We start from the raw sequence: 11,859 nt of genomic DNA, 5'->3' as shown, positions 1-11,859 counted from the left end.
CGCATGCGCCGTAGGCGCGAGTCTCGAGTGCGTCGCTAGCGACTGCTTGCAGGTCGCTCGAAAGGATCGGAAACGAGCCTTGGGGCCGCGAACACGCGGCGCCGCAGGCGCCGCACATCGAACACAGCCGCGAATCAGGCCTTGTACTGGTAGAAACCCGCTCCGGTCTTCTTGCCGAGCAGCCCGGCCTCGACCATGCGCATCAGCAGCGGCGGCGCCGAGTACAGCGGCTCCTTGAACTCCTGGTACATGGAGTCGGCGATGGACTTCACGGTGTCGAGGCCGACCAGATCGGTCAGTGCCAGCGGCCCCATCGGGTGGGCGCAGCCGAGCACCATCGCCTTGTCGACGTCTTCCTTGGTGGCGAAGCCGGATTCGACCATCCGGATGGCCGAGAGCAGGTACGGCACCAGCAGCGCGTTCACCACGAAGCCGGAACGGTCAGCGGAGCGCACGACCTGCTTGCCGAGCACGTCGCCGGCGAAGGCCTCGGCGCGCGCGGACACCGGCTGGCTGGTCTTCAGCGTGGTGACCAGCTCGACCAGCGGCAGCACCGGCACCGGGTTGAAGAAGTGCATGCCGACAACGCGCTCCGGATTGGCGGTGGCGACCGCGATCTTCATGATCGGGATGGAGGAGGTGTTGGAGGCCAGCACGGCCTCCGGATCGGTGACGACCTTGTCGAGCTCGGCGAAAATGGCGGTCTTCACCTTCTCGTCCTCGAGCACCGCTTCGACCACCAGCTGGCGGTCGGCGAAATCGCCGAGGTCGGAGGTGAACCGCAGACGCCAAGCGGCTTGTTCGCGCTCGCGCTCGGTGATCTTGCCGCTGCTCACACCGCGGTCCAGCGAGCGCAGGATGCGAGCGCGGCCCGCCGCGGCTAGTTCCCGAGTCTGTTCGTAGACGAGCACGTCGATATGCGCCCTCGCACACACCTCCGCGATTCCCGCACCCATCTGTCCGGCACCGATGATGCCGACGCGCTGAATCTTCTCGCTGCTCACGTCCCGCTCCTGCTGTTTTTGTCTGGCTGTCGGGTGGCTGATGGCGAAGGACGCTCCGATAAGAGCGACCTTCGATGGTCCAAGGTATAGGGATGCCCTCCCAGCTGGGGCTGTTCAGCCGGGAGGGCGGTACACCCCTACTGGAGTAGAGGATTAGCGGTATTCACGTCGGGAACCTCAATTCCCTGTAAAAACACGGTGTGGTGACGTCGAGGGCTTACGCAACCCCGTACGGGGCGAGCCCGACGAGCCCGTTCGCGGCCGGCTCGCTTCCGAGTACTCGAAGCGCATGCGCCGAAGGCGCGAGTCTCGAGTGCTCGGAAGCGAGCCTTCGAGGCCGCGAACACGCGGCGCCGGAGGCGCCGCCATGTCTCAGTGGAACTGGCCCTCTTCGGTGGAACCCTTCAGGGCCGCCGTCGAGGTGTTCGGGTCCACGGTGGTGGCGATGGTGTCGAAGTAGCCGGCACCGACCTCACGCTGGTGCTTGATGGCGGTGAAGCCACGCTCGGCGGCGGCCTTGAACTCGCGCTCCTGCAGGTCGACGAAGGCGGTCATACCCTCGCGGGCGTAGCCGTAGGCCAGGTCGAACATGCCGTAGTTGAGCGAGTGGAAGCCGGCCAGGGTGATGAACTGGAACTTGAAGCCCATTGCGCCGAGCTCACGCTGGAACTTCGCGATGGTCGCGTCGTCCAGGTGCGCCTTCCAGTTGAAGGACGGCGAGCAGTTGTAGGCCAGCAGCTGGTCCGGGAACTCGCTGCGGACGGACTCGGCGAACTTGCGCGCGACCTCGAGGTCCGGCACGCCGGTCTCCATCCAGATGAGGTCGGCGTAGGGGGCGTAGGCCTTGGCACGCGCGATGCAGGGCTCGATGCCGTTCTTCACACCGAAGAAGCCCTCGGCGGTGCGGGTGCCGTCCAGGAACTCACGGTCGCGCTCGTCCACGTCCGAGGTGATCAGGGTGGCGGCCTCGGCGTCGGTGCGCGCGATGATGACCGAAGGCACGTCGGCGACGTCGGACGCGAGGCGAGCGGAGGTCAGCGTGCGGATGTGCTGCTGGGTGGGGATCAGCACCTTGCCACCGAGGTGGCCGCACTTCTTCTCCGAGGCCAGCTGGTCTTCCCAGTGCACACCGGCGGCGCCGGCGACGATCATGGCCTTCTGCAGCTCGTAGGCGTTCAGCGCGCCACCGAAGCCGGCTTCGGCGTCGGCGACGATCGGGGCCAGCCAGTTGGAGACGGAGGTGTCGCCCTCGACCTTGGCGATCTCGTCGGCGCGCAGCAGCGCGTTGTTGATGCGGCGGACCACGGACGGCACCGAGTTGGCCGGGTACAGCGACTGGTCCGGGTAGGTGTGGCCGGACAGGTTCGCGTCACCGGCGACCTGCCAACCGGACAGGTAGATGGCCTTCAGGCCGGCGCGGACCTGCTGGACCGCCTGGTTACCGGTGAGGGCGCCGAGGGAGTTGATGTAGTCCTCGTTGTTGACGAGGTCCCAGAGGATCTCCGAGCCACGACGGGCGAGGGTGGCCTCTTCGACGACGGTGCCCTGCAGCTTCGACACCTGCTCGGCGGTGTAGTTGCGGGTGACGCCCTTCCAGCGCGGGTTGGTGTCCCAATCCTGCTGGATCTCCGCAGCGGTCTTCGGGGTGCCGGCGTTCGACATCTCTGACTCCACTTCTTCGTTTCGATGCCCCACGGTCGAGCATCGCTCGAACTGCTGTGGCGGCAATTTGCAGGCTTGCTAGGCCCATGGGGTGTACTTCCACACGATGGCACACCAGGAAATAGCCGTCTACCTGTTGCAAGTGTGAATCCGAGCTAGGTTTCGACTGGCCTTTGCTAACTTTGCGAAATTAGCCTGCAAATTGCACGCGTTAAACCTACCCGCCGGTAGCCCTGACATGCGGTTTTAGCGTAACGCCCGTACTGTTAGCGATCACGGGGTACCCCGCCGTCCGGCGCGCCCGACATTCCAGGCTGTGAGGACCTTCACAGGCGCGAGTGTGGCCGCCACCACCTCCGGATGGCCCGATCGGGCAGACTGGGTCGATATTCCAACTCTGAGACAGGCGTCCAGTTCGCTGTGGACGCCCGATAGGAGCGTTATGCGGAAACTGTGGTTCACCACGGCGATCGCGCTCGCCTGCGGCGCGAGCCTGCTGCGGCTGCCCGCGGCGGGCGCCGACCAAGCCGATCCCGGCACCGTCGAATCCGTCGCACCGCTGGCCGCGGTGGCGACCCCGCCCGGTTCGGTGAATTCCAGCCGCATCCTGTACTCGACAACCACTGCGAACGATATGCCGACGGTGGGCAGCGCCGCGGTCTACTTTCCACCCGGTCCGGCCCCCGCGGGCGGTTGGCCCGTGATCGCGTGGGCACACGGCACGGTCGGACTCAGCGACGAGTGCGCCTACAGCATCGCCGGCCCCAGCGCCGTCGAGCGGGATTGGGCGTATCTCGGGGCCTGGCTGGCACAGGGCTACGCGATCGTGGCCGCGGACTATGCCGGACTCGGCACGTCGGGCGAACATCCCTACCTCAACGGAATCGTCGAGGCGCACAACGTCGTCGACGCGGTCAAGGCCGCCACCGGGCAGTATTCGTCACTGGCGAAGAAATGGGTGGTCGTCGGACAGTCACAGGGCGGCGGCGCGGCCGTTTTCACCGCCCGGTACGCGACCGAATTCGGCGGGCCGGGGCTCGACTACCGCGGCGCGGTCGGCACCGGAGTGCCCGCGTATGTCGAAGATGTTTTGCAGCTGCTCGGGCCGGATGTGCCGCCGATCAAGTTGAGCAAGCACACCACCGCGTACGTGCTCTACATCCTGAACGGGTTGCGCACCACCTACCCCGCGCTGGACATCGAATCCTTCCTGACCGACTCCGGCCGCGCATGGCTCGCTCGGGCACGCGAGGAGTGCATCACCCCGCTCGCCGATGAGCTCAGTGCGAACGGCGTGGCGATATACGAGTTGTTCGAGCGGCCGCTCGGACAGATTCCGAACGTGCACGGACTGCTATCGGGATACCTGGGCCTGCCCGAATCCGGTTACGACAAACCGCTGTTCATGGGCCAGGGTCTGCGCGATACGGATGTGATCACACCGGAGACGCTGCGGTTCGCGGCGGTGCTCGCGGCCAACCGGCAGCCGGTCACCGTGCATATCTACCCCGACGATCACGATGGCACCGTCAACGCGTCACTACACGATTCACTGCCGTTCGTCCGCGACCTGTTCTCCTGACGCGGCCGCGCTGCGATCGTCACTCGGTGCGCACCGGCGGGTGGGTGTGATGCCAGTGGTCGGCTATGTCGATTCGGCGGGTTATCCAGACGTCGTTATGGGATTGCACGTGGTCCAGGAAGTGCTCGAGGGCGGCAATGCGGGCGGGACGGCCGACGATACGGCAGTGCAGGCCGATCGAGAGCATCTTCGGACTGCCCTCCGCGCCTTCGCGATAGAGGGTGTCGAAGGCATCGCGGAGGTGGGCGAAGAATTGATCGCCACTGGGGAAACCCGCGGGTGAGGCGAAGCGCATGTCGTTGGTGTCGAGGGTGTACGGGACCACCAGGTGGTTGTTGCCGTGAACGGTTACCCAGTACGGGAGATCGTCGGCATAGGAGTCGGAGTCGTAGACGAAACCGCCGTGTTCGACCACCAGTTCCCTGGTGTGCGGGGAGTCGCGGCCGGTGTACCAGCCGAGTGGGGCCGAGCCGGTCAGCTCCGTGAGTATGCGTACGGCTTCGGCCATATCCGCGCGCTCGGCGTCGCGGTCGGCGAGTTGGTAGGACTTCCAGCGCAGACCGTGGCTGGCGATTTCGTGACCGAGTTCCCGAAAAGCGGCCACCGCCTCCGGATTTCGCTGCATGGCACGGGCGACGGCGAAGACGGTCAGCGGTAGGTCGCGGCGTTCGAAGGCGCGCAGTACCCGCCACAGTCCGGCGCGGGAGCCGTATTCGTAGAGCGATTCCATGCTCATATGGCGGTTCGGAAAGGCCTCCGCCGGAGTGATTTCCGAGAGGAAGTTCTCCGAATGCGCATCGCCGTCGAGCACATTGCGCTCCGCGCCCTCTTCGTAATTGAGAACGAATTGGACGGCGATCTTCGCGTCGCCGGGCCATTTCGGATCCGGTGGTGTCGCTCCGTACCCGACGAAGTCTCGTTGATTCATGCCGGTGTCGCTCATCCCCCGAGTTCTCCATAGAGTCGCAGCCGCGCGAGACCGCCGTCGGGATAGATATCCAGACGGATCTCCTCCACCGAGGCCGCCATCGGCGCGATCGCGAATCGGTGCCTGGTATCGGGCAGAAGTTCGGTGCGCGGCAGCAATTCGAGTTCGGTGCCGTCATTGGTGCGGCCGGTGAGCCGGGCCGAGCCGGGGCTGTTGCCGAGGAAGTACGACGTGTCGATCTCGGCGAGCCGGATGAGGCCGGGACCGGCCAGCCGGATATGCACCCAGTCATTGCTGTCATCGCGGCGGCGGGCGGTTTCCCAACCGTCGCCCATCTTTCGGGCCAGTCCCGGATAGAGCAGTTGGTTCGGCGAACTGTAGAAGCGGTTGGAGCAGTCCAGGACCAGGGCGCCGTTCTCCAGTGCGGCCAGGTCCAGCGGGCCGAGGCCGAGTAGCCTCGGGTCGGGCCTGCCCTCACCGTGCACGCGCAGCCGGGCCACGCCGCCGTCCGGATGCATGGTGAGTTTCACATGGGTCCAACGCTTTTCGCTCTCGATGGCGAAGGGGTTGCGGCTGTCACCGGATACCGGGGCCCGGTCGATCAGGGTCACCCAATCATCGCGCTCGGCAATGGTTTCCGCGAGCGGATAGCCGTCGATCTCGAGTGCGGAGACCGAAACTGCTGGCGGATAGTTGCCTTTGAACCAGGCGGTGTCCACCACGATGCCGCGGATCACGCCGGGCACACCGAGGCGGACGATCGCGGAGTCGTCGCCGGGTCGGCCGCGGTGCCTGCGGGTCTCCCAGCCGTCGTAGATCTGGCCCTTATGTCCGAAGGTCGACGGTCGGTATTCCGACGCGCCGGGATTGATCAAATTCTCCTTCTCCGCAAAGAATTCATTGTTGGCCCAGATCACCGATCCGCCGAGCGGCCGGACCGCCAGATCGGGCAGCAGCGTGAAATCGTCCGCGTCGACCGGGTCGCGCCCACCCGTCGCTCGACCACCGCCCCTGATCGAATCGCTTCGCGATGCTGTACTCATCGCACCTCCTGTTTCGCGCGGGAATCCCGCAACCGGTTCGTGCCGCGCGCGGCGAGGCACCGAATGCCTTGCGGCGCCGAACGTCCAGCGCCGCACCAGCTCACCGTGCCGCCCACGGGCAACTGCCCATCGCATGGCCGCATCTCACACCGCTTCCTGCGGAATCGGCGTGCGCGCGACCAGCGCGCGCAACACCTCCGGGGTCAATGCGGGTGCGAGCGCACGCAGTTCGTCGACGGTACGAGCACCGCAGTGCACGCCGCGTAGGACGGTTGCCGCCAACGCCTCCGCGGTGGCGGGCTCGTCCATTACGCCGCCGGAGCGCCGATCGAGGTAGGCCACCAGGCGGGGAACCGCCACATCGATGGCCTGGCGGAAGAACTCGTAGGTGGCCAGCCAGCGGGTGATCAGGTGACCGGGGTGCATATCCCAGCCCTGGTAGTAACCCAGGCGCAGGGCCCGACCGACCAGTCGATGATGGTTGCGCAGTGCGGCTTCCGGTTCGCGATCCGGCACGATCTGGGTGGAGCCGTCACAGACCCACACTCCCGTTTGGGCCGCGGCGACCTGCATGATCGACTTCGCGAAGTCCGCGGCGGGGTGGTCGAGCGCCTGATCGGGTGCGGCTATCCCGCAGGCGGCCGTGTAGTCGTAAGTGCCGAAATGCAATGCGCTGCAGCGACCATCGGACAGAGCGATCATCTTGGCGATCGGAACGCTGCCATCCGCGGCGATAATCGCCTGCGGGCTCTCGATCTGCAGTTCGAACCGTAGCGCGCCCGCATCGAGTCCGAAGCCGCGCTCCAATCCTTCGCACAGTGCTACCAGTGCCGAAGCCTGCTCCGCCGCACGGATTTTCGGCACGGTGAAGACGAAACCCGCTGGCACACCGTCCGCCGCGGCCAATACCAGCTCCAGGGTGCGCAGGGCGCGGTCGCGTTCGGAGCCGGCCAGGCCCTTCATCCGGATGCCGAGACCGGTCGGCCCACCGGCTTGCTTCGCCCATTGCGCGAGCACCGTTCCCGCGTTGGTTGCGGCCCTGTCCTCCTCGGCGTCGGCCCGGAATCCGTAGCCGTCCTCGAAGTCGATGCGCAGATCCTGGATCGGATGCCGCTCGAGTTGTGCGCGCACGGCGGGCAGCGCGTCGGTGCTGTCGAGTTCGGCGAGCAGGTCGTGGTGGCGATCGAGGAGTTCGGTCGCCGCCGCACCCCACTCGGCGGGGGTGTCGGCGGTGGCGCGGTCGGCGGAGACGTAGGCGGTGTGGATCGGCTGGATCCGGCCGTCGGGGCCCGGATAGTGGGTGCGCAAGTCGGCGTCGACCGTATCGAGCAGCGCATCGATCCTGGCGCGGACGTTCTCGGCGAGCTGCGTTGGATCTGCGCCGCTCCCCGGCCCTTCGTGGTTACGCAAGCTGCCTCCTCCGGGCCTGATGCTCACGTCGCTGGGAACTCACCCCTGATCTCCTTCCTGAAGGGCTCGCCAGATCCGATCCGCCGTCATCGGCAAACGGGTCTGTCGTACCCCGACAGCATCGCGGATGGCATTCGCCAACGCGGGGGCGACCGGGTTGTACGGCGATTCGCTCATCGACTTGGCACCGAGGGGGCCCAGGTCATCGGCGGTTTCGGCGAAATGGACCTCGGTGCGCGGCAGGTCGGCGAGCTGCGGGATGTGGTAGTGCCGCAGCGTCCGTGTGGTGACCACACCCTGTTCGGAGCGCATGTCCTCGTAGAGCGCGGTGCCGATGGCCTGCGCGACGCCGCCCTCCACCTGGCCGCGGCACTGCACCGGATTGAGCACCGTGCCCGCATCGGCGGTCTGGACGGACTGCAAGATGCGCACCGACCCGGTCTCCGGCTGCACCGCGACCCGGAACGCCTGCACATTGAAGCTGACCGAACGCGGGCTGCCCGCATGTTCGCCGTAACCGGACAACTCGCCGTCGGCCAGTAGTTCGGCGGCACCGATCAGCCGGTCGCCGCAGCGGACACCGGCCGATTCCACGACACATTCGGTCTCGGCGCGACCGGTCAGCTTCGCCGCGCGGACCAGGATGTGCTCGCACAACGCCACCGCCGCGGCGTAGCAGGCCTTGCCCGCGACCGTAATTCCGGTGGACCCGAAAGCTCCGGTGTCGTGGCCGACGACATCGGTGTCCGACTGGCGAATCACGATGCGACGCACATCGGTGTGTAAGGCCGTCGCCGCGAGCTGGGCGAGCACCGTTGTCGTGCCATTGCCGAATTCCACTGTGCCGACCCGGATCTCGTAGCGTCCGTCGGGAAGCAGAACGGCGGCGGCCTCGGCGCGGTGGCCGCGCGGCGGGATGGTGGCGATCATGGCCAGCGCCATGCCGGTGCCCACCCGCCAGTCCGGACCCGGTGCGGGAACTCCATTGCCGCGCAGTATGGCTCGCTCGGCCTGGTCGAGACATTGATCGAGGCCGTAACTGCCGAATTCCAGATCGCCCTGGTCGATTTCGGCGCCGACGAACAGGTCGCCAGGCACCACCACATTGCGTCGGCGGAATTCGAACGCGTCGATGCCGAGTGCGCGCGCCAGTTCGTCCATGGCCGACTCGACGCCGAAGATGATCTGCCCGAGGCCGTAGCCACGGAACGCGCCGGAGGGAACGTTGTTGGTGTAGACCGTTTTCGCCTGGACGCGCTTATTGGCGCAGCGGTATACCTCGACGGATTCGCCGACGCCGTGGAACATGACGCCAGCACTGTGATTGCCGTACGCACCGGCATCGGCGAGCACGTCGATCGAGAGCGCGGTCAGCAAGCCGTCGGCATCCGCGCCCGCGGTGACCGCCACCCGCATCGGATGACGGCATGTGGCGCTGGTGAATTCGTCGGACCGGGTGAATTCGTACTGTACGGGTCGCCCGGTTCGCAGCACCGCCAGCGCGATCAGATCCTCGGCCAGCATCTCCTGCTTGGCCCCGAACCCGCCGCCGACCCGCTTGGCGAAGACCCGCACGCGATCACGCGCCAGCCCGAACAGATGGCACAGCTCATCGCGAACCAGGAACGGCACCTGGGTGCTGCACCGGATGACCAGCCTGCCGTCCTCGTCCAACCAGCCGATACCGCCGTGGGTTTCCAGATGTACATGCTGGCCGCGCGGTGAATGCCACACCCCACTGACCACCTGCGCCGCCGCGGCCAGACCAGACCGGATATCGCCGACCTCACCGTTCACCTCGGCGATCAGATTCCGCTCGGCGTCGGCGATACGAGCCGAATCCGGTTTGTCACCATGCAGTTTCGGCGCGTGCGGCAATAGCGCCTCGGCCGGATCGAAGACCGCGGGCAAGATCTCGTACTCGACCGCTAACGCACGGCACCCCGCACGGGCGATATCCATGCTTTCCGCTACCACCGCGGCGACCCGCTGTCCGACAAATCGCACCGTACGATCGAGCACATAGGTGTCGTCGGGATCGTCGGCTCGAAGTTCATGGCGCCCAGTCGAAAACGCGATATCCGGAGCATCGGCGTAGGTGAGCACCGCGTGGACGCCCGGCAGCATTTCGGCCTCGGCGATGTCGATGGAGACGATCCGCGCGTGTGGATGCGGGCTCGGTAGGACCGCGATATGCAGTGGGGCCGTGGGTGGCGCGGCGGAAGCGTCCGCAGTGGGTGCCGCATCCTGCGGGGAGATATCGAAGGTGAACGGTTCGGTGCCCGTGACGATACGGGGTCCAGCGGGGGCGCCGATGCCGGTTCCCGCCGGTCCGAAGGCGGCGTGCGGCGCTGAAGTGACCTCGCCCGCCGAGACAGCGCCCGACTCGACGCCCGGCACCGAACCCGCACCGCCGACCGAAGCAGCACCCGACTCGACGCGCAGTGCCGAACCGGCACCGCCGACGGAAGCAGCACCCGACTCAACTCCCGGTACCGAACCCGGACCGCCGACCGAAGCAGCACCCGACTCGACGCGCAGTGCCGAACCCGCACCGCCGACCGAAGCAGCACCCGACTCGACGCCCGGTACCGAACCCGCACCGCCGACCGAAGCAGCACCCGACTGGTGGCCCAAAGCCGGATCGCCGCCCGTCGATCGGCCCTCGACTACCGCCTCGGGAGCCGTGCCGGTCAGCGCATCGGTGATCGCGCGATAACCGGTACAGCGGCAGAGGTTTCCCTTCATCAGCTCCGGCAGTGCGCCCGGCTCCGGCGCGGTCGGGCTGCCGCAGCCGAGGCCCGCGGCGGTAACCACCATGCCCGCTGTGCAGAAACCGCATTGGAAGGCGGCGGAGTCGACGAATCGTTGTTGGACCGGGTGCGGGTTCTCGGGGGTGCCGAGGCCGGAGGCCGTGGTGATGGTGCGATCTGCGGCGCGGTAGGCGGGAATGATGCACGAGTGCACGGGCATACCGTCGAGTTGCACTGCGCACGCGCCACAGTCGCCAGCGTCACAACCCTTCTTCACCGCGAAATAGCCCTGTTCGCGCAATAGGGTGCGCAGGCATTGGCCAGGACGTGGTTCGGCCTGTACGGAATTACCGTCTACCTCGAATTTCATTGCCCGTCACCGACTTCGGTGCGTAGCTCGGCGGCAACCGCACCGGCGAGCACACCGGCGATATGCCGACGCCAATCCGGCGCACCGTGCGGGTCGTCGAACCAGAGCGCCGGGTCGATGGCCGCCACCGCGCCCCGCACCTCGGCATCACCCGGCGTCCCGTCGAAATCCAGCACCACCGGCCGGGCTGTCGCGGCGGTTATGGTCACCGCATACCGGCCGTCCGCCTCGCGACGACCCATCACAACCGCACCGGAACGACCGAGCGGAGCCAGCGCGATCTTCCGGAACGCGGTGCGCGCGTGCAGACTTCGAATCGGAACGGTGATCGACCGCAACACCTCACCCGAGATGAGCACAGTACGTCCCGGCCCGAGCACGAACTCCCGCAGGGGAATCCGCCGATCGCCCCCATCGGGCGACCACACCAGCGCGGCGCCGTCCAACGCCACCAGCGCACCCAACACCGCACCCGCAGGCAAGGCCAAACACACATTCCCGCCAACGGTCGCGGTCCGCCAGATCTTGTGTGAGGCGACCAGCGCCCGGCACGCCCGCGCGAACAATGCCGTCCCCGGCCAGTCGGCCCGCAACATCTCCGCGCCCAGTTCCCGCCCCGGCACCGCCCCAGCGAACTCCGCCAACGTGCAGGTAGCGGCGATCTCCAACCCCTCCGGCGTCTCCGTCAACGCGGGCCACCCGAACCCGGTGATATCGACCAGCCGATCCAACCCCTCCTGCGGCTCGGAGAACAAAAACGTCCCCCCGGCCAGCACCCCACACGCCCCACCTACAAAAGCCAGGTCAGCCCGCTCCCGAGCCACAACCACACCCCGAATAGTGTCCAGATCCACGCCACACCTCGCTCCACAGACCGCTACACCACAGTAGAAGTCGCGGGTTGCCGCGATATTGCGCGACAACCAGCCCAGGTTGCGCGGCCGTTACCGCCGAATCAGCACCCGCTTCCCCAGCCACCGGGCCGCGCAGTCAGAGACATCGCTGTTCCAGTATCCGGCATATCCTCTGATCAGGACATTCGCCTCGGCCCGCGCCCCATCGAACGCGCACTGCCCCCGCAAAGACCGAACAGGCCCGATCCGCACA

General features: G+C 66.9%; 8 protein-coding genes. 1 reads left to right on the top strand and 7 read right to left on the bottom strand.

Features of this window, described 5'->3' with window-relative positions; translation table 11 throughout:
* Positions 1 to 134: 134 nt before the first annotated feature.
* Together ACQP1G_RS04165 and aceA are read right to left on the bottom strand one after the other, a co-directional pair.
* Entirely contained in the window at positions 135 to 1,004 is an 870-nt protein-coding gene (locus ACQP1G_RS04165; RefSeq protein WP_433198522.1) for a 3-hydroxybutyryl-CoA dehydrogenase, read from the bottom strand.
* Positions 1,005 to 1,376: 372 nt separating this feature from the next.
* Positions 1,377 to 2,666: an isocitrate lyase gene (aceA, locus tag ACQP1G_RS04160; protein ID WP_433198520.1), complete on the bottom strand. Its 1,290-nt coding sequence runs from the start codon at positions 2,664 to 2,666 to the stop codon at positions 1,377 to 1,379.
* A 442-nt stretch (positions 2,667 to 3,108) separates the two neighbouring features.
* On the opposite strand from aceA, the gene ACQP1G_RS04155 reads away from it, so the two are divergent.
* Positions 3,109 to 4,248: an alpha/beta hydrolase gene (locus ACQP1G_RS04155; RefSeq protein WP_433198518.1), complete on the top strand. Its 1,140-nt coding sequence runs from the start codon at positions 3,109 to 3,111 to the stop codon at positions 4,246 to 4,248.
* A gap of 19 nt (positions 4,249 to 4,267) precedes the next feature.
* Here the strand turns inward: ACQP1G_RS04155 and puuE are convergent, their stop codons facing one another.
* The 5 genes from puuE to ACQP1G_RS04130 form a co-directional block, all read right to left on the bottom strand.
* On the bottom strand, positions 4,268 to 5,191 hold the full coding sequence (puuE, locus tag ACQP1G_RS04150; RefSeq protein ID WP_433198516.1) for an allantoinase PuuE: 924 nt from the start codon (positions 5,189 to 5,191) through the stop codon (positions 4,268 to 4,270).
* Positions 5,188 to 6,219 carry an allantoicase gene (alc, locus tag ACQP1G_RS04145; RefSeq protein WP_433198514.1) on the bottom strand — a complete coding sequence of 344 codons (1,032 nt, stop codon included), beginning with the start codon at positions 6,217 to 6,219 and terminating at the stop codon, positions 5,188 to 5,190. The genes puuE and alc overlap by 4 nt, the downstream gene beginning before the upstream one ends.
* Positions 6,220 to 6,363: 144 nt before the next feature.
* Positions 6,364 to 7,560: a DUF6986 family protein gene (locus ACQP1G_RS04140; RefSeq protein WP_433208131.1), complete on the bottom strand. Its 1,197-nt coding sequence runs from the start codon at positions 7,558 to 7,560 to the stop codon at positions 6,364 to 6,366.
* A gap of 108 nt (positions 7,561 to 7,668) precedes the next feature.
* Positions 7,669 to 10,752 (bottom strand): molybdopterin cofactor-binding domain-containing protein, encoded by a 3,084-nt coding sequence (locus ACQP1G_RS04135; RefSeq protein ID WP_433198512.1) that lies wholly within the window; start codon positions 10,750 to 10,752, stop codon positions 7,669 to 7,671.
* A complete protein-coding gene (locus ACQP1G_RS04130) occupies positions 10,749 to 11,606 on the bottom strand; it encodes an FAD binding domain-containing protein (RefSeq protein ID WP_433198510.1) in 858 nt (285 codons plus the stop codon). Before ACQP1G_RS04130 ends, ACQP1G_RS04135 begins: the two co-directional genes overlap by 4 nt.
* Between the last annotated feature and the right edge of the window lie 253 nt (positions 11,607 to 11,859).

Origin of the sequence: Nocardia sp. CA-107356 (assembly GCF_050946365.1) — a bacterium.
Lineage (GTDB): Bacteria > Actinomycetota > Actinomycetes > Mycobacteriales > Mycobacteriaceae > Nocardia.
The sequence above is the reverse complement of the archived record's forward strand: the minus strand, read 5'-3'. Positions and strand labels throughout refer to the sequence as shown.

What these genes read in the sequence shown, in the direction of transcription:
- ACQP1G_RS04135 (WP_433198512.1), bottom strand. Translation starts at nt 10,752, where the DNA reads ATGAAATTCGAGGTAGACGGTAATTCCGTACAGGCCGAACCACGTCCT.
- aceA (WP_433198520.1), bottom strand. Translation starts at nt 2,666, where the DNA reads ATGTCGAACGCCGGCACCCCGAAGACCGCTGCGGAGATCCAGCAGGAT.
- alc (WP_433198514.1), bottom strand. Translation starts at nt 6,219, where the DNA reads ATGAGTACAGCATCGCGAAGCGATTCGATCAGGGGCGGTGGTCGAGCG.
- puuE (WP_433198516.1), bottom strand. Translation starts at nt 5,191, where the DNA reads ATGAGCGACACCGGCATGAATCAACGAGACTTCGTCGGGTACGGAGCG.
- ACQP1G_RS04155 (WP_433198518.1), top strand. Translation starts at nt 3,109, where the DNA reads ATGCGGAAACTGTGGTTCACCACGGCGATCGCGCTCGCCTGCGGCGCG.